Annotated in this window: 17 protein-coding genes; 10 read left to right on the forward strand and 7 right to left on the reverse strand. The window is 59.1% G+C overall.

The genetic code is table 11. From position 1 onward, the window contains the following. Positions 1–123 precede the first annotated feature (123 nt). From gsiD to iaaA, 5 genes are read right to left on the reverse strand one after another with little or no spacing between them, the layout of a single operon-like run. A complete protein-coding gene (gene gsiD / locus ACESQ2_RS23350; RefSeq protein ID WP_009653837.1) occupies positions 124–1,035 on the reverse strand; it encodes a glutathione ABC transporter permease GsiD in 912 nt (303 codons plus the stop codon). A gap of 1 nt (position 1,036) precedes the next feature. Beyond that, positions 1,037–1,957, reverse strand: a complete 921-nt coding sequence (gene gsiC / locus ACESQ2_RS23355; RefSeq protein WP_009653824.1) for a glutathione ABC transporter permease GsiC — start codon at positions 1,955–1,957, stop codon at positions 1,037–1,039. Between the two features lie 52 nt (positions 1,958–2,009). Then, positions 2,010–3,548, reverse strand: coding sequence for a glutathione ABC transporter substrate-binding protein GsiB (gene gsiB, locus ACESQ2_RS23360; protein ID WP_064404697.1), 1,539 nt, complete (start codon positions 3,546–3,548; stop codon positions 2,010–2,012). A 37-nt stretch (positions 3,549–3,585) separates the two neighbouring features. Next, the gene (gene gsiA / locus ACESQ2_RS23365; RefSeq protein ID WP_345911864.1) at positions 3,586–5,436 is read right to left on the reverse strand and encodes a glutathione ABC transporter ATP-binding protein GsiA; all 1,851 of its coding nucleotides are present in this window, start codon (positions 5,434–5,436) and stop codon (positions 3,586–3,588) included. Between the two features lie 12 nt (positions 5,437–5,448). Beyond that, complete coding sequence (gene iaaA / locus ACESQ2_RS23370; protein ID WP_345911863.1) at positions 5,449–6,390, reverse strand: beta-aspartyl-peptidase; 942 nt, start codon at positions 6,388–6,390, stop codon at positions 5,449–5,451. Between the two features lie 353 nt (positions 6,391–6,743). On the opposite strand from iaaA, the gene moeA reads away from it, so the two are divergent. The 6 genes from moeA (at position 6,744) to ACESQ2_RS23400 (ending at position 14,651) form a co-directional block, all read left to right on the forward strand. Continuing rightward, positions 6,744–7,979: a molybdopterin molybdotransferase MoeA gene (gene moeA / locus ACESQ2_RS23375; RefSeq protein WP_025108082.1), complete on the forward strand. Its 1,236-nt coding sequence runs from the start codon at positions 6,744–6,746 to the stop codon at positions 7,977–7,979. Next, positions 7,979–8,734: a molybdopterin-synthase adenylyltransferase MoeB gene (gene moeB, locus ACESQ2_RS23380; RefSeq protein WP_032748868.1), complete on the forward strand. Its 756-nt coding sequence runs from the start codon at positions 7,979–7,981 to the stop codon at positions 8,732–8,734. The genes moeA and moeB overlap by 1 nt, the downstream gene beginning before the upstream one ends. Before the next feature lie 152 nt (positions 8,735–8,886). Then, the gene (locus ACESQ2_RS23385; RefSeq protein ID WP_038424255.1) at positions 8,887–9,786 is read left to right on the forward strand and encodes a glycyl-radical enzyme activating protein; all 900 of its coding nucleotides are present in this window, start codon (positions 8,887–8,889) and stop codon (positions 9,784–9,786) included. Between the two features lie 4 nt (positions 9,787–9,790). Then, positions 9,791–12,223, forward strand: a complete 2,433-nt coding sequence (locus ACESQ2_RS23390) for a formate C-acetyltransferase/glycerol dehydratase family glycyl radical enzyme (protein ID WP_064379215.1) — start codon at positions 9,791–9,793, stop codon at positions 12,221–12,223. A gap of 209 nt (positions 12,224–12,432) precedes the next feature. Next, a complete protein-coding gene (locus ACESQ2_RS23395; protein WP_014228526.1) occupies positions 12,433–13,248 on the forward strand; it encodes a Cof-type HAD-IIB family hydrolase in 816 nt (271 codons plus the stop codon). A gap of 137 nt (positions 13,249–13,385) precedes the next feature. Next, complete coding sequence (locus ACESQ2_RS23400; protein WP_049098821.1) at positions 13,386–14,651, forward strand: DUF1479 domain-containing protein; 1,266 nt, start codon at positions 13,386–13,388, stop codon at positions 14,649–14,651. Here ACESQ2_RS23400 and ACESQ2_RS23405 read toward each other — a convergent pair. Beyond that, positions 14,648–15,748, reverse strand: coding sequence for a LacI family DNA-binding transcriptional regulator (locus ACESQ2_RS23405; RefSeq protein WP_014837883.1), 1,101 nt, complete (start codon positions 15,746–15,748; stop codon positions 14,648–14,650). The genes ACESQ2_RS23400 and ACESQ2_RS23405 overlap by 4 nt on opposite strands. Positions 15,749–16,019: 271 nt before the next feature. Between ACESQ2_RS23405 and ACESQ2_RS23410 the strand changes: the two genes are divergently transcribed. Next, positions 16,020–17,321, forward strand: coding sequence for an MFS transporter (locus tag ACESQ2_RS23410; protein WP_373171399.1), 1,302 nt, complete (start codon positions 16,020–16,022; stop codon positions 17,319–17,321). Positions 17,322–17,336: 15 nt separating this feature from the next. Then, entirely contained in the window at positions 17,337–19,700 is a 2,364-nt protein-coding gene (locus tag ACESQ2_RS23415) for a glycoside hydrolase family 31 protein (RefSeq protein WP_345911861.1), read from the forward strand. Between the two features lie 286 nt (positions 19,701–19,986). Here the strand turns inward: ACESQ2_RS23415 and ACESQ2_RS23420 are convergent, their stop codons facing one another. After that, positions 19,987–21,579, reverse strand: coding sequence for an ABC-F family ATPase (locus ACESQ2_RS23420; RefSeq protein WP_373171401.1), 1,593 nt, complete (start codon positions 21,577–21,579; stop codon positions 19,987–19,989). A 177-nt stretch (positions 21,580–21,756) separates the two neighbouring features. Between ACESQ2_RS23420 and ACESQ2_RS23425 the strand changes: the two genes are divergently transcribed. After that, positions 21,757–22,539 (forward strand): tyrosine-protein phosphatase, encoded by a 783-nt coding sequence (locus tag ACESQ2_RS23425; protein WP_049069219.1) that lies wholly within the window; start codon positions 21,757–21,759, stop codon positions 22,537–22,539. Positions 22,540–22,729: 190 nt separating this feature from the next. Beyond that, complete coding sequence (gene ldtB, locus ACESQ2_RS23430; RefSeq protein WP_004130773.1) at positions 22,730–23,644, forward strand: L,D-transpeptidase; 915 nt, start codon at positions 22,730–22,732, stop codon at positions 23,642–23,644. Positions 23,645–23,673: the final 29 nt, after the last annotated feature.

The raw sequence follows: 23,673 nt of genomic DNA on the forward strand, positions 1-23,673 counted from the left end.
CGCCCGCTTAACCTATCCCGGATGACGGCGCTCGCGCGCCTTATCCGGGCGACAAAACCGCACAGGATTAACGTGCGGTGTGCTTTCCCGGACACCTGTCCGGGCTGCACAATCCTCGAACGCCTACCCTTTTATCCTCGGATCCAGCGCATCGCGCAGGCCGTCACCCAGCAGGTTAAACGCCAGCACCGTCAGAAAAATCGCGATTGCCGGGAACAGCGCCACGTGCGGCGCCATCACCATATCCGCCCGCGCCTCGTTCAGCATCGCCCCCCACTCCGGCGTCGGCGGCTGCGCGCCAAGCCCCAGAAATGACAGGCTGGCAGCGGAGATAATCGACACCCCGATACGCATCGTAAAGTAGACCACAATCGATGATACCGTTCCGGGCAATATATGATTAAACAGGATAGTAGCGTCGCTGGCGCCGATGCTGCGCGCCGACTCAATAAAGGTCTGCTGCTTAAGCACCAGGGTATTGCCGCGCACCAGACGCGCAAAAGCCGGGATCGAAAAGATCGCCACCGCGATGATGACGTTCGACATCCCGCTCCCCATTACCGCCACGACCGCAATTGCCAGCAAAATCCCCGGGAAAGCGAACAGCACGTCGCAGATACGCATAATGATGCGATCCCACCAGCCTTCGTAATACCCGGCCAGTAGCCCAAGTACGGTGCCGATGGCCGCGCCGATGAATACCGCCAGTACCCCGGCGGCCAGTGAGATCTGCGCGCCGACCAGCACCCGACTAAAGATGTCCCGCCCCAGCGAATCAACGCCGAACCAATGCATCATTGACGGGCCGTCGTTGAGCCGGTCGTAATCAAAATAGTTTTCCGCGTCGAACGGCGCAATCCACGGCGCCACGATCGCCACCGCAATCAGCAGCAGAACAAATACCCCCGCCCCCATCGCCACCGGCTGACCGCGAAACCGCCGCCAGAACTCGTGCCACGGGGTACGTATCTGCCCGGGTTTAATCCCCGGCATCGCGTTGATAGCCGCTTGTCTTCTCCAGTTGAGCAATCGCACCTTACTTGTACCTGATAGCCGGATTAATGGCGGCATACAGCACGTCCACCACTAAATTAATAAGAATAAACTCCAGCGAAAACAGGAGGACTTCCGCCTGAATCACCGGATAGTCGCGCATCTCCACCGAGTCCACCAGCAGACGCCCGAGGCCTGGCCAGTTAAAGACCTTCTCCACCACGATTGAACCGCCGAGCAAAAAGCCGAACTGCAGCCCCATCATAGTCACCACCGGGATCATCGCGTTGCGCAGGCCGTGCTTGAGCACCACCAGCGTTTCGCTGACGCCTTTCGCCCGCGCGGTACGCATGTAATCTTCATGCAGGACATCGACGAACGAGGCGCGGGTAAAGCGTGCCATCACCGCCGCCACCGCCGCGCCCAGGGTCAGCGAAGGCAGAATATAGTGGCGCCAGCTGTCGGCGCCCACCGTCGGCAGCCAGCCCAGCTCAACGGAAAAGACCTGCATCAGCAGCATGCCGAGCGCGAACGCCGGGAACGAGATGCCGGTGACCGCCAGCGCCATTCCCAGGCGATCCGGCCAGCGGTTGCGCCAGACTGCCGCCACGATCCCCGCCGCCATACCGAAGATCACCGCCCAGCTCATGCTGGCGAGCGTTAACCAGAACGTGGGCATGAAACGGCTGGCGATTTCGCTGCTTACCGGGCGACGCGAGGCCATCGAGGTACCGAAATCCCCCTGCACAATATTGCTGATATAGTGCCAGAACTGCACGTGCAGCGGCCGATCGAGCCCCAGCTGCTGGCGCACCATTCCCACCACCTGAGCATCGGCTTCCGGTCCGGCAATCAGCCGCGCCGGGTCCCCGGGCAGCATATGCACGAACAGAAACACCAGCACCGCCACAATCAGCAGCGTGGGGATCAGCCCCAGCAGGCGTTTAATCACATAATTGAGCATGCTTCTCCTTGCGCGAAGTCCCCGCAGCCTGCGCCCGGGGACCCGCAGCTATCTACTTAAGATCCGCCTGTTCAAAGCTAAATCCGGTATCCGGCTGGATATAGAATCCGGTCAGATTTTTACTGTGCGCCGAGACCAGTTTCTCTACCACCAGCGGCACCCACGGCGACTCTTTCCAGATAGTATCCTGCGCGTCTTTATACAACCGCGTTTTTTCCTGCGCATCGGTGGTTTTCAGCGCGTCGTTGAGGTCTTTATCCACCTGGGGATTGCTATAGAAAGCCGTATTGAACAGGGTCGGCGGCCAGTTCTGCGACGCGAACAGCGGCGACAGCGCCCAGTCCGCTTCTCCGGTCGACGCCGACCAGCCGGTATAGAACATGCGTACGCCGCTCTCTTTCTGCCCTTTACCTTCCACTTCCGCCGCGCGCTGGCCCGCATCCATCGCCGTCAGCTGCGCCTTAATACCCACCTGCGCTAGCTGCTGCTGGGTAAACTGCAGCACTTTCTGCGCCGTACTGTGGTTGTGCGACGACCACAGCGTGGTGCTAAATCCATTCGGATAGCCCGCCTCTTTCAGCAGCTCGCGGGCCTTTGCCGGATCGTACGGCCAGGCGCTGTAGCTTGCAGCGTAGGCAATTGACGGCGGCACCACGCCGGTCGCCGGGGTGGCATAGCCCGCAAAGGCGACTTTTACCAGCGCCTGACGGTTAATGGCGTAGTTAATCGCCTCGCGCACTTTGGGGTTATCAAACGGCTTCTGCGTCACGTTCATGCTGATATAGCGCTGCATGATCGACGGGCTGGCCACCAGCTCCAGCTTGCTGTTTTTCGCCAGCAGCGGCGCCTGCTCGTAGGGGATCGGGAACGCAAACTGCGCTTCGCCGGTCTGCAGCATCGCCGCGCGGGTATTGTTATCCACGACCGGGCGCCAGGTGATGGAGTCCAGCTTCGGCAGCCCCGGCTGCCAGTAACCGGCGAACTTCTTCACTTTAACGAAGTCGGTCTGATTCCAGGTGTCGAGCTGGTACGGGCCGGTGCCAACCGGATGGAAACCAATCTCTTTACCATATTTCTTCAGCGCCGCCGGAGAAATCATCGCCGTCGCCGGGTGGGCCAGAATATTGATAAACGCCGAGAAAGGTTGTTTGAGGGTGATTTTCACCGTTGTCGGGTCAACCGCCTCGGTGCTGGCGATATTTTTATAAAGGTTATAGCGCTTGAGATGATTTTCCGGATTGCTGGCGCGATCGAGGTTGGCCTTAACCGCTTCGGCATTGAACTCGGTTCCGTCCTGGAACTTCACCCCCGGATGCAGCTTAATGGTATACACCAGGCCGTCCGGGGAAACGGTATAGCTTTCCGCCAGCACGTTTTGCAATTTCATCTCTTTATCAAGGCCGAACAGCCCCTGATAGAACGACTTCGCGACGGCCTGCGACAGCGTGTCGTTAGCATCATACGGGTCGAGGGTCGTAAAGTTAGAGCCGACCGCCACCACCACATCTTTTGCGGCAAAGGCCGGAGCCGCTGTCAGCGCCGAAGCGACGCCCAGCGCCAACAGCCATTTGCCTGAAACGCGTTGAGTCATGTTGTTCTCCTGAAATGCTGCATTATTGGTGTCGTTGTTAGCGCGCCAGCACGTCGGCGGCGGGCTCTCTGGCGACAAAGTGCCCCGGTCCCACCTGCTGTAATGGCGTACCGATCCCCTCTTCGCCCCGCTTGAAGATGTTGCCCGGCAGCTCGTCTGAGAGCAGCACGCGCTGCGGACGACGATGCGCAGGATCGGCCACCGGAACGGCGGCCATCAGTTTACGGGTATAGGGGTGCTGCGGGTTTTCAAACACGGCGCGGCGCGGGCCGATCTCGACAATACGCCCGCGATACATCACCGCCACGCGGTGGCTGATGCGCTCAACCACCGCCATGTCATGGGAGATAAACAGAAATGCGATACCCATCTCACGCTGTAGATCGAGCATCAGATTGATAATTTGCGCGCGAATCGACACATCAAGCGCCGATACCGACTCATCGGCAATCACCACTTTCGGATTGAGCGCCAGCGCGCGGGCAATACAGATGCGCTGCCGCTGGCCGCCGGAAAACTCGTGCGGATAGCGCCACGCATGCTCCGGCTCCAGCCCGACGCGTTCCAGCAGCCAGCTGACCCGCTCACGAGCGGCATCGCCCTCCAGCAGCCGATGCACGCGCAGCGGTTCCATAATCGAATAGCCCACCGTTTGCCGTGGGTCGAGGGAAGCGTAGGGGTCCTGAAAGATAAACTGGATATCGCGGCGCAGCGCCTGAAGCTTACTGCCCGTCAGCGTATCAATCCGCTGGCCGTTGAAGGTGATGCTGCCGCCCTGAGTTTCCACCAGCCGCAGCAGCGCCCGGCCGGTCGTTGATTTACCGCAGCCGGACTCCCCCACCAGGCTCAGGGTTTCGCCGGGCCATAAATCAAAGCTGACCTTTTCGACCGCATGCACCTCGCGGGTAATGCGGTTGAGAATGCCGCTACGCAGCGGGAAGCGCGCCACCAGATCGCGAACTTTCAGGATCGGTTCCCCGGGCACAACGGTGTTCTGCCCCTCCGGCGACGGGCTCTGGTTTAACAGCGGGAAGCGGCGCGGCAGTGAAGTGCCGCGCATTGCCCCCAGCCGCGGCACCGCGGCCAGCAGCGCCTGAGTATACGGGTGCTTCGGCGCGCGGAAAATCTCCTCCACGCTGCCGGTTTCCACCGCTTCGCCGCGATACATGACCAGCACGCGGTCGGCGATATCGGCGACCACGCCCATATCGTGGGTAATAAAGATAACGCCCATCGCCATCTCTTTTTGCAGGACGGCAATCAGTTGTAAAATCTGCGCCTGGATAGTCACGTCCAGCGCGGTGGTCGGTTCATCGGCAATCAGCACAGCCGGTCGGCAGGAGAGCGCCATGGCGATCATCACCCGCTGACGCATCCCGCCGGAAAGCTGATGCGGATAGCGCGAGAGCATGGCTTCCGCTTCCGGAATGCGCACCTGATCGAGCATTTTCTTCGCTTCGCGCAGGGCCTCATCATGCTTCAGCCCCTGGTGTAAGCGGATAGATTCGGCAATCTGTTCACCGATGGTGAAGACCGGATTCAGCGACGTCATCGGCTCCTGGAAGATCATCGCCATATCCGCGCCGCGCACGCCGCGCATCTCGGTTTCAGACTGTTCGCTCAGCTCAATCACCTGTCGGCTGCGACGACGCAGCAGCAGCGCATCGCTGCGCACTTCGCTGACCGCCTGGTCGAGCAGGCGCATCAGCGCCAGGGACGTCACCGACTTCCCGGAGCCGGACTCGCCGACAATCGCCAGCGTCTCGCCGCGCCGCAGGGTAAACGACAGGTCGCGGACGGCGGAAAAAGCCTGCTGCTGATTGAACACGACGTTCAGGCCGCGCACCTGCAGAACATCATCGGCATCGATTTCTTGACTATGCGGCAACGCCCTTTCCTCTTATTCGCGATAAATACCAATCGTGGGCGTATCGCCCGCATAACACCAGGCCCGGTACATGCCTTCGCTATTAAACGGCAGCGCCACGTTGCCTTCTCTGTCGATGGCGATCAGGCCGCCACTGCCGCCCAGTGCCGGAAGTTTCTCCATCACCACCCTTTCGCAGGCCTCCTGCAGGCTGAACTGGCTATACTCCATCAGCGCCGAAATATCGTAGGCCGCGAGCGTACGTATAAACACTTCGCCGGTACCGGTACAGGAAACGGCGACGCTGGCGTTATTGGCATAGCAGCCCGCACCCGGCAACGGGCTGTCGCCGACGCGTCCCGGTAGCTTATTGGTCATGCCGCCGGTGGAGGTCGCCGCCGCGAGGTTGCCCGCCAGATCCATCGCGACCGCGCCGACGGTGCCCATTTTGTGCCGTTCATCCAGCGGCGCGGCGTGGTGATCGAGCACGATATCGTCGCCCTCCTGCGCTTGACGCAGCTGCAGCAAACGCTCGGAAGTCGAAAACAGGCTGTTATCGACCCGCGCCATACCGCGGGAAGCGGCAAACGCTTCCGCCCCCTCGCCAATCAACAGCACGTGCGGGCTTTGCTCCAGCACCAGCCGCGCCGCCAGCACCGGATTGCGTAAATGTTGAACCCCGGCCACGGCCCCCGCCTGTAAGCTGTAACCATCCATCACGCAGGCATCGAGCTCATGGCGGCTATCGCGGGTAAATACGGAGCCAATACCGGCGTTAAATAACGGGCACTCCTCCAGCAGCCGGACCGCTTCGGTTACCGTATCCAGCGCGCTGGCCCCGGCAGCCAGCATTTTTTGTCCACTATCGACAATCGCCGACAGCGCCGCCACGTACTCCCGCTCGCGCGCCGGCGTCATCTGCGCGCGGCTAATCGCCCCGGCCCCGCCGTGAATTGCTATAACCGCCTTACCCATTGCGCCATTCCTTAACGATAAAGTGTATAAATATCATTATCGTGCTGACTGTCCTATACAATTTTTGAATATAGAAAGAGCGGACGGTGATGTAAAGCTTGTACCCAGGTGGGATATAGCCCGCCTCTCTTTTCTGCCATATACCCGTCATACTTCAAGTTGCATGTGCGTTGGCTTCCTCGCTCACCCCCTCCCGGGGATGTAATGAGGGACATCCTTGTCCCTCACCAGAGGCAGCCTTCAGCTGTTCAAATTCGTTCCCGACGAATTTGTCCCTACGTCGCCGCCTGCCTGCAACTCGAATTATTTAAGGTATAATAGGCGTTTTCGATGTTTGCCCGCAGGAGAAACCCATGGATTTTACCGCCGGACTGATGCCGCTCGACACAGCCCTGACCCAGATGCTCACTCGTATTACGCCGCTGAATGCGACGGATACCGTACCGCTGTTGCAGGCCTTTTCGCGCGTGACCGCCCATGATCTCGTTTCGCCGCTTAACGTTCCCGGTTTTGATAACTCGGCGATGGACGGCTACGCCGTGCGCCTGGCGGATCTCACCGCGGGCGCAGCGCTGCCGGTGGCCGGCAAGGCCTTCGCCGGTCAACCCTTTGACGGCGTCTGGCCCGCGGGCACCTGTATCCGCATTATGACCGGCGCGCCGGTGCCGGAAGGCTGCGACGCGGTGGTGATGCAGGAGCAGGCCGAACAAACCGATGAGGGTATCCGCTTCCTCGCCCCGGTGAAAAACGGGCAGAATATTCGTCGTCTTGGCGAAGACATCGCCCACGGCGCGGTCGTCTTCCCCGCAGGTACCCGCCTGACCGCCGCCGAGCTGCCGGTCATCGCCTCGCTGGGGATTGCCGAGGTTGAGGTGGTGCGTAAAGTGCGGGTGGCGGTCTTCTCCACCGGCGATGAGCTCCAGCTGCCGGGCCAGCCGCTGGCCGACGGGCAGATTTACGATACCAACCGCCTGGCGGTGCACCTGATGCTGCAGGAGCTGGGCTGCGAGGTCATTAACCTCGGCATTATTCCCGACGACCCGGCTAAACTGCGCGAAGCCTTTATTCAGGCTGACCAGCAGGCCGACGTGGTGATTAGCTCCGGCGGCGTTTCCGTCGGCGAGGCGGACTACACCAAAGCGATCCTCGAAGAGCTGGGGGAAATCGGCTTCTGGAAGCTGGCGATTAAGCCGGGTAAACCTTTCGCTTTCGGCAAGCTCAACCACAGCTGGTTCTGCGGCCTGCCCGGCAACCCGGTTTCCGCAACGCTGACCTTCTACCAATTGGTTCAGCCGCTGCTGGCGAAGCTGTCCGGCAACGTCGGGCAAGCTCAGCCGATGCGCCTGCGCGTTCGCGCCGCCTCCGGCCTGAAGAAATCGCCGGGCCGCCTCGATTTTCAGCGCGGCGTGCTGCAGCGCGGTCCGGACGGCGAGCTGGTGGTTAGCAGCACCGGTCACCAGGGCTCGCATATCTTCAGTTCATTCAGCCTCGGCAACTGCTTTATCGTTCTCGAACGCGAGCGCGGCAACGTGGAAGCGGGCGAATGGGTGGAAGTCGAGCCGTTTAATCATCTGTTCGGAGGGCTGTAATGGGCGTGGAGCTGAGCGATGCGGAGATGCTGCGCTATAACCGGCAGATTATTCTCCGCGATTTCGATTTTGACGGTCAGGAGCAGCTGAAAGCCTCCCGCGTGCTGGTCGTCGGCCTCGGCGGGCTGGGCTGCGCCGCCGCGCAGTATCTGGCGGCGGCAGGCGTCGGCCAGCTAACCCTGCTCGATTTCGACACCGTCTCGCTCTCCAACCTTCAGCGCCAGACGCTGCACAGCGACGACACCATCGGCCAGCCGAAGGTCGACTCCGCCCGCGCCGCGCTGGCGCGGATTAATCCCCACGTTCAGCTCACGGCGCTCAACGCGCGGTTGGAAGACGAGGCGCTGGCGGCGCAAATCGCCGCCCACGATCTGGTGCTCGACTGTACCGACAACGTCGCGATCCGTAACCAGCTCAACGCCGGATGTTTCCGCCATAAAACGCCGCTGGTCTCCGGCGCGGCGATTCGCATGGAAGGGCAAATTAGCGTCTTTACGTATCAGGAAGATGAACCCTGCTACCGCTGCCTGAGCCGCCTGTTTGGCGAAAACGCCCTCACCTGCGTCGAAGCCGGCGTCATGGCGCCGCTGGTCGGCACCATCGGTTCGCTGCAGGCGATGGAAGCGATTAAGCTGCTGGCCCGCTACGGCAGCCCGGCAACGGGAAAAATCGTCATGTACGACGCCATGCGCTGCCAGTTCCGCGAAATGAGGCTGCCGCGTAACCCTCACTGCGAGGTGTGCGGTACGCCCTGATCCTTTTCCGGCGGCGCTGTCGCCGGATGTTTTGTGACCCGCAGCGGCATTTTAACCTTCATTCTCCTTCCTCTTTCTGCTTGTTGATTTATATCAATACAACTTTCATTCGAAAGTAATTTAATCTTCATATGCAAATAAGAGGGTGAATCATGATCTTCAACATTCAGCGTTATTCAACCCATGACGGCCCGGGGATCCGCACTGTTGTCTTCCTCAAAGGGTGTTCGCTGGGCTGCCGCTGGTGCCAGAATCCGGAAAGCCGCGCCCGCACGGCGGATTTGCTGTATGACGCCCGCCTTTGCCTGGACGGCTGCGACCTCTGCCAGCAGGCTGCGCCGGAGGTGATTACCCGCAAGCTGGACGGTCTGATTATCCACCGCGAAAAGCTCACCGATGCGCATATCGGCAAATTGCGCGACTGCTGCCCGACCACGGCATTAACCGTGTGCGGCGAAGAGAAAAGCGTCGAAGAGATTATGGCCACGGTGCTGCGCGACAAACCGTTTTACGACCGCAGCGGCGGCGGCGTCACGCTTTCCGGCGGCGAGCCGTTTATGAATCCCGAACTGGCCCGACAGCTGTTTGAGGCCAGCCACAACGCGGGGATCCACACCGCGGTCGAAACCTGCCTGCACGTGCCGTGGAAATACGTCGAGCCCGCTTTGCCGTTTATCGACCTGTTTCTCGCCGACCTCAAGCACGTCAACGAAGCGATTTTTCAGCAGTGGACGGACGGCAGCGCCCGCCGGGTGCTGGATAACCTGCAGCGCGTCGCGCAGGCCGGAAAGAAAATCATCATTCGCGTGCCGCTGATCCAGGGCTTTAACGCCAACGAAAGCGATATTGCCGCCATTACCGATTTTGCCGCTGACCGTTTACAGGTTGGCGAGATCCACTTCCTGCCTTACCACACCTTAGGCATGAATAAATACCAATTACTCAGTCAGCCCTATACCGCTCCGGATAAACCGCTTGCTGCACCCGAGCTGCTCGCCTTCGCGCAGCGCTATGCTCAGAGCAAAGGTTTAACGGCGACTCTACGAGGATAACCTTATGACAACGTTGAAACTGGACACTCTGAGCCCGCGCATTCAGGCGCATAAAATGGCGCTGGTGCATATCGTTAAGCCGCCGGTTTGTACCGAGCGCGCCCTGCACTATACCGAAGCCTATCAGCAGCACCTGGATAAGCCGATCCCGGTACGCCGCGCGCTGGCGCTGGCTCATCACCTGGCGGAACGCACGATCTGGATTAAGCACGATGAACTGATCGTCGGCAACCAGGCCAGCGAAGTTCGCGCGGCGCCTATCTTCCCGGAATACACCGTTAGCTGGATCGAAAAAGAGATCGACGACCTCGCCGATCGCCCCGGCGCCGGGTTTGCCGTTAGCGAAGAGAACAAACGCGTGCTCCATGAAGTGTGCCCGTGGTGGCGCGGTCAAACGGTACAGGATCGCTGCTACGGCATGTTTACCGACGAGCAAAAAGCGCTGCTGGCGACCGGCATTATCAAAGCCGAAGGCAATATGACCTCCGGCGACGCTCACCTTGCGGTTAACTATCCGCTGCTGCTGGAAAAAGGCCTCGACGGCATGCGGGCGAAAGTCGCCGAGCGCCGTTCGCGCATTAACCTGACAGTGCTGGAAGATCTGCACGGCGAGCAGTTCCTTAAAGCCATTGATATCGTGCTGGAAGCGGTCAGCGACCACTGTAAGCGCTATGCCGGGCTGGCGCGCAATATGGCCGCGACGGAGAGCCGCGAATCCCGCCGCGACGAGCTGCTGGCGATAGCCGAAAACTGCGATATTATCGCCCACGAGCCACCGAAAACCTTCTGGCAGGCGCTGCAGCTGTGCTATTTCATCCAGCTGATTCTGCAGATCGAATCCAACGGTCACTCGGTCTCTTTCGGCCGTATGGACCAGTATCTCTACCCTTACTATCGCCGCGACGTTGAGCTGGCGCAATCATTGGATCGCGAACACGCCATCGAGCTGCTGCACTGCTGCTGGCTGAAGCTGCTGGAAGTGAACAAAATTCGCTCCGGCTCGCACTCTAAGGCTTCCGCCGGTAGCCCGCTGTACCAGAACGTCACCATCGGCGGCCAGAATCTGGTGGACGGCAACGCGCAGGACGCGGTGAACCCGCTCTCCTACGCCATCCTGGAATCCTGCGGTCGGCTGCGTTCGACTCAACCTAACCTCAGCGTGCGCTATCACGCGGGCATGAGCAACGACTTCCTCGACGCCTGTGTGCAGGTGATCCGCTGCGGCTTCGGCATGCCGGCGTTCAACAACGATGAAATCGTCATCCCGGAATTTATCAAACTGGGGATTGAGCCGCAGGACGCGTACGACTATGCCGCTATCGGCTGCATCGAAACCGCCGTCGGTGGTAAATGGGGCTATCGCTGCACCGGGATGAGCTTTATCAACTTCGCCCGCGTCATGCTGGCAACCCTGGAAGGCGGCCGCGACGCCACCAGCGGCCAGGTTTTCCTGCCGCAGGAACATGCGCTGTCAAAAGGCAACTTCGACAACTTTGAACAGGTTCTGGCCGACTGGGATACGCAGATCCGCTACTACACGCGCAAATCTATCGAGATTGAGTACGTGGTCGACACCATGCTGGAAGAGAACGTGCACGATATTCTCTGCTCGGCGCTGGTCGATGACTGCATCGAGCGCGCGAAGAGCATCAAGCAGGGCGGCGCGAAGTATGACTGGGTTTCCGGTCTGCAGGTCGGCATCGCTAACCTCGGCAACAGCCTGGCGGCGGTGAAGAAGCTGGTGTTCGATCAGGGCGTTATTGGTCAGCAGGAGCTGGCAAAGGCGCTGGCTGAAGACTTTGAAGGCCTGACCCACGAGCAGCTGCGCCAGCGCTTAATCAACGGCGCGCCGAAATACGGTAACGATGAAGACAGCGTGGATATGCTGCTGGCTCGCGCCTACCAGACCTATATCGACGAGCTGAAGCTGTATCATAACCCGCGCTACGGTCGCGGCCCGATCGGCGGCAACTACTACGCCGGCACCTCGTCCATCTCCGCCAACGTGCCGTTTGGCGCCCAAACGATGGCGACGCCGGATGGCCGTAAAGCGCACTCGCCGCTGGCGGAAGGGGCCAGCCCGGCCTCCGGTACCGACCATCTCGGGCCGACAGCGGTAATCAGCTCGGTGGGTAAACTGCCGACCGGCTCAATCCTCGGCGGCGTACTGCTTAACCAGAAGCTGAACCCGGCCACGCTGGAGAACGCGTCGGATAAGCAGAAACTGATGGTGCTGCTGCGCACCTTCTTCGAGGTGCACAAAGGCTGGCATATTCAGTACAACATCGTGTCGCGCGAGACGCTGCTGGAAGCGAAGAAACACCCAGACCAGTATCGTGATTTAGTGGTCCGGGTGGCCGGTTACTCGGCGTTCTTTACCGCCCTGTCGCCGGATGCTCAGGACGATATTATCGCCCGTACCGAGCATACGCTGTAAGTCACATCCCCCGGCTTGCGCTACGCTTAGCCGGGCTACAGGTTCGAAGCCGTTTGCGGGCCGGTAGCCCGGGTAAGGCGTTTACGCCGCAATCCGGGGTTTTATGCTGCACAGAGGTGAACGCAAACTTTCATTCGAAATAAATTTGTGCTCCCCATCACATTGTAATTAGAATGTTACTGGTCGAAGTTAAGCCAGGAGCATGTGTTATGACCGTTAAAGTTATCGTCACCGATATGGACGGAACTTTTCTCAATGACGCCAAGCAGTATGACCGCTCGCGTTTTCTTGCGCAGTTCGCGCAACTCCAGCAGCAGGGTATTGAGTTCGTGGTCGCCAGCGGCAACCAGTACTACCAGCTGATCTCTTTTTTCCCGGAAATCCGTGACCAAATCTCCTTTGTTGCCGAGAACGGCGCGCTGGTTTACGAACGCGGTCAACAGCTGTTCCACGGCGAACTCACCCGTCATGAATCCCAGGTCGTCATTGGCGAACTGCTGAAAGATCCGCAGCTCAACTTCGTCGCCTGCGGCCTCGAGAGCGCTTACGTCAGCGAGCGCGCGCCCGAGGCGTTCGTCACCCTGATGTCAAAGCACTACCATCGCCTGCAGCGCATTAGCCGCTATCATGACATCGACGACACGCTGTTTAAGTTTTCCCTTAACCTGCCGGATAGCGAAATCCCGCAGCTTATCGACAAACTGCACGTCTCGCTGGACGGCATCATGAAGCCGGTCACCAGCGGCTTTGGCTTCGTCGATTTGATTATCCCCGGCCTGCATAAAGCCAACGGTATAAGCCGCTTGCTTAAGCGCTGGAACATCTCGCCGCAGGCCTGCGTAGCCATTGGCGACAGCGCTAACGATACGGAAATGCTCAAGCTGGTGAAATACTCTTTCGCGATGGCCAACGCCGCCGAAAGCATCAAGGCGGTGTCGCGTTTTGCCACCGATGATAACAACCACGACGGCGCGCTGAACGTCATTCAGGCCGTCCTCGACCACACCGCCCCGTTCAACGAGTAACGCCACACCCGGGGTTTACCGCCCCGGCTTCCCGTTTTGTGCACCTCCGCATAATTTTAAACTTGCATTAACTTAATTTTAACTTAAATTATCATATGTAAGATATATTACTTTCGAATGAAAGATGAGAGGTCATTATGGCTGTTACCCATACCTGTGAAACTTTACCCGCCGACCCCAAAGCGGCCATCCGCCGGATTAAACAGGAGCTGCGGGCGCAAATTGGCGACGTGCAGGCGGTGTTCGATCGGCTGACGGCGCGTATCGCCGCGCGTCTGGAAGAGATTGACGCCCTTAAGGCCAGCGGTCAGGACGTCTGGCCAACGATCCCGTTCGCCAATATTGCCCGGGGCCAGGTCACGGAAGCCCAGCGCGAGCTCATCAAGCGTCGCGGCTGCGCCGTTATCAAGGGCCATTTTTCTCGCGAACAGGCGCTGGCGTGGGACAACGCAATGCTCGAGTATCTCGACCGCAACCATTTCGATGACGTTTATAAAGGTCCCGGCGATACCTTTTTCGGGTCGCTGGAAGCTTCGCGCCCGGAAATCTATCCGATTTACTGGTCCCAGGCGCAGATGCAGGCGCGACAGAGCGATGAAATGGCCGCCGTGCAGTCGTTCCTCAACCGTCTGTGGACCTTTAACCGCGACGGCAAGCAGTGGTTCGACCCGGACGTCAGCGTCATCTACCCGGACCGCATTCGCCGCCGCCCGCCGGGAACCACCTCGAAAGGTCTGGGGGCGCATACCGATTCCGGCGCCCTGGAGCGCTGGCTGCTGCCGGCCTATCAGAAAGTGTTTGCCGACGTGTTTAACGGCAACATTGATGCTTACGACCCGTGGGACGCGGCGCACCGCACCGAAGTCGAAGAGTATACGGTCGACAACACCACCAAATGCTCGGTGTTCCGCACCTTCCAGGGGTGGACCGCGCTCTCCGATATGATCCCCGATCAGGGTCTGCTGCATGTGGTGCCGATCCCGGAAGCGATGGCTTACGTGCTGCTGCGTCCGCTGCTCGACGATGTCCCGGAAGATGAGCTGTGCGGCGTCGCGCCGGGCAAGGTGCTGCCGATTTCGGAAAAATGGCACCCGCTGCTGATCAAAGCCTTAAGCTCTATTCCGGCGCTGAATGCGGGCGATTCGGTATGGTGGCACTGCGACGTGATCCACTCGGTCGCGCCGGTGGAAAATCAGCAGGGCTGGGGCAACGTGATGTATATTCCCGCCGCGCCAATGTGCGAGAAAAACCTCGCCTACGCGCAGAAGGTCAAAGCGGCGCTGGCGCGCGGCGCTTCGCCGGGAGATTTCCCCCGCGAGGATTATGAAAGCGACTGGGAAGGCCGCTTTACGCTGGATGACTTAAATATCCACGGTAAGCGCGCGTTGGGGATGGCGAATTAATCATCATATAGCCCCTTCGCTTCAACGGCGGTACGGCGGTTACCGGCGCGTATCCGCCGCACCGAATCGCGTACCGCCAGCGTCCCATGCAGGAGTAACGCGCCGTGCGGCGCATCGGGACGGATCAGTCTCTGCTGTAATAGATGTACCGCTTCGACCCCTAATTCATCGCGTGGGACGTGGACGGCGGTTAGCGGTACATCCTGGATCGCCGCCAGGTTAAAGCCGTCGATGCTCATGACGGAAACATCCTGCGGGACGCGCAAACCGCGTTTTTGTAATGCGGCGATCGTGCCTGCCGCCATAAAATCACCGCCCACCAGAAATGCCGTCGGCAGCGGGCCATCGCCGCGCTGATCCAGCCACTCCCCGACTTTTTCCTCGGTATCCCTGGCGCTGAAGTTGGCCACAGCGAGTAAATCCCTGCCGTCAACGAAACGGAGATTACGCGCCCGCCACGCCTGCTTAATGCCCAGCAGACGCAGCTCCATGGTATAGCGGCGCAGGCACATCACGTTCATGATCGCCTGATGCCCCATCTCAAACAGATACCGGGCGGCGAACTGGCCGATCAGCCGATGATCCGGCGCGACGGAGGGTAAACGCATTCCCGCGTCGTGGCAGTTAATCATCACGCAGGGCTTCGCCAGATCGGCCGCCAGATCGTGAATATGCGGATCGTCGATACCCAGTAAAATCGCGGCCTGGGTCGATGCTTCATGCATGCGCTGCAAAAACAAATTGGCATCGCTGTCGTTCTCTTCCAGCGCGCAATAGCGCAGGTGTACCTCATGCGGCATAAGGGCGCTATTGATGCTTTGAATCACCCGATAGTAGTAAATATCCGTGCGTTCATCGAAAGCGCGCTGAGGGGCAAAGACCACCAGATTATTGAGCAGCATTCGCCCGGCGGCGATACCCTCCATCACGCCCAGCTCGCGGGCGCAATCCAGTACCCTCTGGCGAGCCCTGGCGCTGGTATTTGCTTTCCCCGCCAGCACCCGCGATACCGTGCTCACCGACAGCCCGGTACGCGCCGCGATTTCGCTCACTTTCAGCTTTTTGTCCATTTTGTGATCGCGCTCTACTTTGCTCATGAAAAAATTTTCATATTGAGAATGTGAATATTTTTAAGCGATTTGGCGATGTCATACTGCGATCTGGATCGTCCCATGAAAATATTTGCAGAATTGTCGCTATTGCCCGCTCGCATTCTCCCTTAGCCTGAATTGGTCCAACACCTTTGAGATTAGTCAACCAATAGTGTCGAGACATCAACCTTAACAAACAACGAAATAGAAAATTTTAGCGACAACTCAGCAAGCGGGTTGGTCAATTTTCCCTACTACATGTCTCGTGGAGAGTTCTATGAGCCAAGGCCTCAATAATGATATGGCGGTCAGTAAATCGCGCCGCATAGTGAAGAACCTGCGCTGGTGGATGCTGGTGCTGTTTTTACTCGGCGTCACCGTTAACTACATCACGCGTAATTCGTTGGGGATTATCGCCCCGGAATTAAAAACCTCCCTGGGTATTACCACTGAACAGTACTCATGGATAGTCGGCGCTTTTCAGCTGGCGTACACCATTTTCCAGCCGCTCTGCGGCTGGCTTATCGACGTTATTGGCCTCAAGCTCGGCTTTATGATCTGCGCCACCCTGTGGGCCATCGCCTGCATCGCCCATGCCGGGGCGGGGAGCTGGCTGCACCTGGCGATTCTGCGCTTTTTCATGGGTGGCGCTGAGGCGGCGGCGACGCCAGCCAACGCCAAAACGCTGGGTGAGTGGTTTCCAAAATCCGAGCGGCCGATCGCGGCAGGCTGGGCGGGCGTCGGCTTCTCCGTGGGCGCCATGCTGGCGCCGCCGATTATCTACTTCGCACACGCTTCGTTCGGCTGGCAGGGGGCATTCATGTTCACCGGCGCGCTGGCGCTGCTGTGGGTCGTGCTGTGGTGGGCGTTCTATCATAACCCGGAAAAACACCCTAACCTCGGTAAAGCTGAGCTGGCGCTGATCCAGCAGGACAATGAAGCGCCGCCGGTCAAACTGCCCTTCTTTACCGCGCTGAAAACCTTATCGAAAAACAAGCGCTTCTACGGTATCGCCATTCCGGCCTTTATGGCTGAGCCCGCCTGGGCGGTGCTGAGCTTCTGGGTACCGCTCTACCTGGCGAAAGAGCACGGCATGGATTTAAAACAAATCGCCATGTTTGCCTGGCTGCCGTTTCTGGCGGCCGACCTCGGCAGCGTCGCCAGCGGCTATCTGACCAAACTGTATACCCGCTGGTTCGGCTGTTCGCGGGTGAACTCGGTGGTCGCCAGCTCCGTCACCGGCGCCTTCCTGATGATTTCGCTCGCCACCGTGGCGATCACCCGCGATCCCTATATCACCATCGTGCTGATTTCGATAGGCGGCTTCGGCCACCAGATCATCTCCTGCATGCTCAGCGCGCTGGTGGTGGAGTCGTTCGATAAAGGACAGATGGCGACCGTGAACGGGATGCGCGGCTCCGCCGCCTGGATCGCCAGCTTTCTGTTCTCGCTGCTGATTGGCGTCACCGCCGACAAAATCGGCTTCAACCCGCTATTTATCGCCATGGGGTTCTTTGACCTGATTGGCGCGGTATTCCTGGTGGCATTTATTGCTGAACGTCGCGCAAAACGCGCCTGAGAGTGGATGTAAAAAATGAAGACTTTGAAAAACTGGACTTTGCACCAACGGCTGGACCACCACGTTGAGCTGATCGTAGACGGCCAGCACACCCTGTGTCTGTACGTGCTGGAAGAGAATATGTTCCGCGTGCTGCTAAAGCGGCACGGGCAGCTGGCGCTGGATCGCACCTGGAGTATCGCTCCCCGGCAGGACGTGCCGTGGGAAGGACGCCCGCGCGAAGATTTGAGCGGCTTTAGCCTCCCCGCCTGGAAGCTCACGGAGCATAGCGATACCCTGAGCATCGCCACCGATCAGCTGCGCGTCACCGTCCACCAGCCGCTGTGGCTGGAATGGAGCTATCGCGATGAGGCCGGCGAGTGGCAGCCGCTGGTTAACGACCGCCCCACCAGCGCCTACCTGGCGAATGCGCACGGCGACGGCGTTGCCCACTACCTGAGCCGACGCAAAGACGAACGCTTCTACGGTCTGGGCGAAAAAGCCGGCGATCTGCAGCGAAACGGGAAGCGCTATGAGATGCGTAACCTCGACGCCATGGGCTATAACGCGGCGAGCACCGACCCGCTGTACAAACATATTCCGTTTACCATCGCGCAGCGTAGCGATGTCAGCTACGGTCTGTTTTACGACAACCTGAGCAGCTGCTGGCTGGATCTCGGCAACGAAATCGATAATTACCATACCGCCTATCGCCGCTGGCAGGCGGAAGCCGGCGACATCGATTACTATCTTTTTTCCGGCAAACGGGTACTGGATATCACCAAAGCATTCGTACGCCTGACCGGCAAAACGCTGTTCGGACCGAAATGGAGTCTCGGCTACAGCGGTTCGACGATGCACTACACCGACGCGCCGGATGCGCAAAACCAGCTGATGAACTTCATCCGCCTGTGTGATGAACACGCCATTCCGTGCGATTCGTTCCAGCTCTCTTCCGGCTATACCTCGATTGACGGCAAGCGCTACGTCTTTAACTGGAACAACGACAAGGTGCCGCAGCCGAAGGTGATGAGCCAGGCCTTCCATGATGCCGGACTGAAGCTCGCCGCCAATATTAAGCCCTGCCTGCTGCAGGACCATCCGCGCTATAACGAGGTCGCGGAGCGCGGGCTTTTTATCCGCGATTCACAGGCGGATGCTCCCGAGCGCTCCAGCTTCTGGGATGACGAAGGGTCGCACCTTGACTTTACCAACCCGCAGACCGTCGCCTGGTGGCAGGAAGGCGTGACAACCCAGCTGCTGGAGTTGGGTATCGACTCCACGTGGAACGATAATAACGAGTATGAAGTCTGGGACGGCGAAGCCCGCTGTTACGGGTTTGGCGAGGAGATTGCCATTAAACATATTCGCCCGGTCATGCCGCTGCTGATGATGCGCGCGTCGCTGGAGGCTCAGCAGCGCTTTGCGCCGCACAAACGACCGTACCTGATCTCTCGCTCCGGCTGCGCCGGGATGCAGCGCTACGTCCAGACCTGGAGCGGCGATAACCGTACCAACTGGGATACGCTGCGCTATAACACCCGCATGGGGCTGGGAATGAGCCTCTCCGGGCTGTTCAACGTCGGCCACGATGTTGGCGGCTTCTCTGGCGATAAACCGGACCCGGAGCTGTTCGTACGCTGGGTACAAAACGGCGTTATGCATCCGCGCTTTACCATTCACTCGTGGAATGACGACCAGACGGTCAACGAAGCCTGGATGTACCCGGAAGTCACGCCGGCTATCCGTTCAGCCATTGAGCTGCGCTATCGTCTGCTGCCGTACCTCTATACGCTGCTGTGGCAGGCTCACGCCGACGATGAACCGATGCTGCGTCCGACCTTCCTCGATCACGAACACGATCCGCAGACGTTTGCCGAATGCGACGACTTCCTGCTGGGTCGCGATCTGCTGGTCGCCAGCGTCGTCGAACCCGGCGCGCGTCAGCGCCGCGTCTGGCTGCCGGCCAATCAGGACGGCTGGTACGACTTTGATAGCCACCAGTGGTTCGCGGGAGGCCAGTGGATCGTCCTTGATGCGCCGCTGGAAAAACTGCCGCTGCTGGTTCGCGCCGGAGCAGGCCTGCCGTTGAGCGAGCGTATCCGCCACGTCGATGCGCAAAAAGACGATTGCCGCGAGCTGAAGCTGTTCCCGCTGAAGGGCGTGGGGACCCGTCGCGGCCTGCTGTTTGAAGATGATGGCGAAAGCTGGGGCTATCAGAATGGCCATGCGCTGTGGGTAGAATGGGAAATGGTTTGCGATAGCGCCAGCATCAACCTGAAGGTGAACGCGCGCGGCGATTATCGTCCGGCGTGGAAAGCGCTGAAGGTGTCGTTGCCGGCGGGGGAAAAACGCAGGCTGCTGGTGAACGGTGAAGAAAGGAGCGAGTGGCGAGTGTAGTGCGGATAAAGCGCAGAAGCGCCACCGGGGAATTCAGCCGCTCTGCGCGCTGCTCCCGGGGGCGGCGCTGACGCGCCTTGCCCGGGCTACAGGTTCACCGCCGTCTGTGGGCCGGTAGCCCGGACAGATGCGCAGCATCGCCTCCGGGAAATTCAGCCACGCTGCGCTCTGCTCCCGGGGGCGGCGCTGACGCGCCTTTCCCGGGCTACAGGTTCACCGCCGTCTGCGGGCCCGTAGCCCGGATAAGGCGCAGCAGCGCCGCAATCCGGGACAGACAACAGGAATATTATTCGATACCTTTGCTGCGCAGATAATCTTCGTAGTTACCGGTGAAGTCCACAACGCGCTCCGGCGTAATTTCAATCACTCGGGTCGCCAGCGAGCTCACAAACTCACGGTCGTGGGAAACAAAGATCAGGGTGCCCTGATACATCTCCAGCGCCATGTTCAGCGATTCGATCGATTCCATATCCAGGTGGTTGGTCGGTTCATCCATCACCAGGATATTCGGTTTTTGCATCATCAGCTTACCGAACAGCATGCGGCCTTTTTCGCCACCGGAGAGCACTTTCGCCGGCTTCTTGATATCGTCCTGGCTGAACAGCAGACGACCCAGGATGCTGCGCACCGCCTGCTCATCATCGTTTTCCTGTTTCCACTGGCTCATCCACTCGAATACCGTCAGATCGTTTTCAAACTCATATTCATGATCCTGCGCGTAGTAGCCAATCTGCGCGTTCTCAGACCATTTAACGGTACCGTTATCGGGCGTCAGATCGCCGACCAGGGTTTTCAGCATCGTGGATTTACCCACGCCGTTGGCGCCCAGAATGGCAAGCTTCTCCCCCACTTCCAGCAGCAGATTGACGTTTTTAAACAGCGGGCCGTTATCAAAGCCTTTCGCCAGCGCTTCCACTTCCAGGGCGTTACGGAACAGCTTCTTATCCTGCTCAAAGCGAATGAACGGGTTCTGACGGCTGGACGCTTTCACTTCGTCCAGCTTAATTTTGTCAATCTGACGGGCGCGCGAGGTCGCCTGGCGAGATTTAGAGGCGTTGGCGCTAAAGCGGCTGACGAAAGATTGCAGGTCGGCAATCTGCGCTTTTTTCTTGGCGTTGTCCGCCAGCAGACGTTCGCGCGCCTGGGTCGCCGCGGTCATGTACTCATCGTAGTTGCCCGGGTAAACGCGCAGCTCGCCGTAATCCAGATCCGCCATGTGGGTACAGACCATATTCAGGAAGTGACGGTCGTGCGAAATGATGATCATGGTGCTGTCGCGATCGTTGAGGGTCTGCTCCAGCCAGCGGATGGTGTCGATGTCCAGGTTGTTCGTCGGTTCATCAAGCAGCAGAATGTCCGGGTTAGAGAACAGCGCCTGCGCCAGCAGCACGCGCAGCTTCCAGCCGGGGGCGACTTCGCTCATCGGGCCGTAATGCTGTTCAACCGGGATGCCAACGCCGAGCAGCAGTTCGCCGGCGCGCGCTTCAGCGGAGTAGCCGTCCATCTCGCCGTACAACACTTCCAGGTCGGCCACTTTGTAGCCATCTTCTTCGCTCATCTCCGCCAGGGAGTAGATGCGATCGCGCTCCTGCTTCACTTCCCACAGCTCGCCGTGGCCAATAATGACCGTATCCAGCACGCTGAACTCTTCAAACGCAAACTGATCCTGACGCAGCTTACCGATACGCTCGTTCGGATCGAGGGAGACGTTGCCCAGCGTCGGCTCAAGATCGCCGCCGAGGATCTTCATAAAGGTGGATTTGCCGCTACCGTTGGCGCCAATCAGGCCGTAACGGTTGCCGCCGCCAAATTTGACGGAAATATTTTCGAACAGCGGCTTACTGCCGAACTGCATGGTGACGTTGCTGGATACTAGCACGGGGTTATCCTGAAAATAGAGAATGAGAAGTGTGATGAACCAGACATTATGCCAGCAAATGCTTCACTTTTCACGGGGCGTTATAAAATCATCAATGACGCCTGTGTTAGGGTCATGTCATATTGCGCGGTTACACTGCTTAATGCGTAATTTTTTACCTTAATCTGGAAGGAACCTATGACCACACACTCCCGCCATCCGGCTTTCTTATCGCTGCAGGGCGGTATCAACTTTCGTGACCTGGGCGGCCAGCGTACCGCCGACGGCCGTCGCGTGCGTACCGGGAAATTATTCCGCTCCGGCTCGCTGCATATGATGACGGCAGATGACCTCACCCATCTGGACGCGATCCCGCTTAGCCGGGTGATTGATTATCGCGACCCGGGCGAAGTGAATCGCAGCCCCGATAAGCTGAACGAAGCGGCTCACTACCTCAACGCCCCGGCGAATCCGCACGTTCGCGACGTCAACGCCAAAGTCACCGAGCTCAACGCCGCCACCCTGAACGCCCTTAACGGCGAGCAGTTTATGCTGGCGCTCTACCGCCAGCTGCCGTTCAATAACGCCGCTTATCGCCAGCTGTCCGGTTGGCTGATGGAGCCTTTCGACGGCGCGCTGCTGCAGCACTGCGCGGTGGGAAAAGACCGCACCGGCGTTGGCTGCGCGTTGACGCTGTTCGCTCTCGGCTGCGATCGTCATACGGTCATGGAGGAATATCTGCTCACCCAGGGCATGCTGACGCAGGTCGAAGATTTCATGCTCCAGTCCCTCGGCAATGCGCTGACCCCCCGCGGCCGGCAGAACCTGGCGGAAATGATGACGGTGCATGAGTCCTACCTTGCCGCCGCGCTTTCGCAAATCGACGAACGCTACGCCAGCGTCGATGCCTGGCTGGAGAAAGAGTATCAGCTCACGCCGCAGGCGCGAGAAGCGCTCCAGTCGCGGCTTCTGGAGGGGTAATCCCCTCCCGTTTTCAGGCTGCAGAGCCCACGTTGACGGGCTACACTCAGGGTCACAGGAAAAAAATGTGATTTCGTACACATCTCATTTACCTGTTTGCCGGAAAGCACATATAATGCGCTCCCATCGACTTCCTGTTTAAACTGACAAAGGCCTGTGCGGCATTAACATCGCCCACGACATAAAGATTATGAAATTATCAACACTCTTCGCGGCAGCCTTCGCCATCGTGGGCTTTTGCAACACAGCTTCTGCTGTAACCTACCCTCTGCCCACCGACGGCAGCCGTCTGATTGGCCAGAACCAGGTGATCACCATTCCGGAAGGCAACAAGCAGCCGCTGGAATATTTCGCCGCTGAATACCAGATGGGTTTATCCAACATGCTGGAAGCCAACCCGGGCGTGGACACCTTCCTGCCGAAAGGCGGCACCGTGCTGAATATCCCGCAGCAGCTGATCCTGCCGGACACCGTGCATGAAGGTATCGTCATCAACAGCGCGGAAATGCGCCTCTACTACTATCCGAAAGGCACCAACACCGTCATCGTGCTGCCGATCGGTATCGGCCAGTTAGGCAAAGACACGCCGATCAACTGGGTGACGAAAGTTGAGCGTAAAAAAGCCGGTCCGACCTGGACGCCTACCGCCAAAATGCACGCTGAATATGCCGCAGCCGGTGAACCGCTGCCGGCCGTTGTTCCTGCCGGCCCTGATAACCCGATGGGCCTGTACGCGCTGTATATCGGCCGCCTGTACGCTATTCACGGTACCAACGCTAACTTCGGCATCGGCCTGCGCGTCAGCCACGGCTGCGTGCGTCTGCGTAATGACGATATCAAATTCCTGTTTGAAAACGTGCCGGTCGGCACCCGCGTTGAGTTTATCGATGAGCCGGTAAAAGCCACTACCGAGCCTGACGGCAGCCGCTTCATTGAAGTTCACAACCCGCTGTCCACCACGGAAGAGCAGTTCCAGGGCGGCGAAATCGTGCCGATTAACCTGACCAAATCAGTACAGGCGATTACCAGCCAGACTGACGTAGACCAGAGCGTGGTCGATCAGGCGATCCAGAACCGTTCCGGTATGCCGGTGCGTCTGAACTAAAACGCATCGCGCAGAGTGGCGGGCCCGGT

The sequence above is a fragment of the Klebsiella sp. Q11 genome, from assembly GCF_964241505.1.
GTDB classification, from domain to species: Bacteria; Pseudomonadota; Gammaproteobacteria; order Enterobacterales; family Enterobacteriaceae; genus Klebsiella; species Klebsiella michiganensis.

Coding starts and splice junctions, on each gene's coding strand:
- ACESQ2_RS23405 (WP_014837883.1), bottom strand. CDS start 15,748: ATGAGCAAAGTAGAGCGCGATCACAAAATGGACAAAAAGCTGAAAGTG.
- ACESQ2_RS23400 (WP_049098821.1), top strand. CDS start 13,386: ATGGCTGTTACCCATACCTGTGAAACTTTACCCGCCGACCCCAAAGCG.
- ACESQ2_RS23385 (WP_038424255.1), top strand. CDS start 8,887: ATGATCTTCAACATTCAGCGTTATTCAACCCATGACGGCCCGGGGATC.
- moeA (WP_025108082.1), top strand. CDS start 6,744: ATGGATTTTACCGCCGGACTGATGCCGCTCGACACAGCCCTGACCCAG.
- ACESQ2_RS23390 (WP_064379215.1), top strand. CDS start 9,791: ATGACAACGTTGAAACTGGACACTCTGAGCCCGCGCATTCAGGCGCAT.
- iaaA (WP_345911863.1), bottom strand. CDS start 6,390: ATGGGTAAGGCGGTTATAGCAATTCACGGCGGGGCCGGGGCGATTAGC.
- ACESQ2_RS23410 (WP_373171399.1), top strand. CDS start 16,020: ATGAGCCAAGGCCTCAATAATGATATGGCGGTCAGTAAATCGCGCCGC.
- gsiB (WP_064404697.1), bottom strand. CDS start 3,548: ATGACTCAACGCGTTTCAGGCAAATGGCTGTTGGCGCTGGGCGTCGCT.
- ACESQ2_RS23415 (WP_345911861.1), top strand. CDS start 17,337: ATGAAGACTTTGAAAAACTGGACTTTGCACCAACGGCTGGACCACCAC.
- ACESQ2_RS23395 (WP_014228526.1), top strand. CDS start 12,433: ATGACCGTTAAAGTTATCGTCACCGATATGGACGGAACTTTTCTCAAT.
- gsiC (WP_009653824.1), bottom strand. CDS start 1,957: ATGCTCAATTATGTGATTAAACGCCTGCTGGGGCTGATCCCCACGCTG.
- ldtB (WP_004130773.1), top strand. CDS start 22,730: ATGAAATTATCAACACTCTTCGCGGCAGCCTTCGCCATCGTGGGCTTT.
- ACESQ2_RS23425 (WP_049069219.1), top strand. CDS start 21,757: ATGACCACACACTCCCGCCATCCGGCTTTCTTATCGCTGCAGGGCGGT.
- moeB (WP_032748868.1), top strand. CDS start 7,979: ATGGGCGTGGAGCTGAGCGATGCGGAGATGCTGCGCTATAACCGGCAG.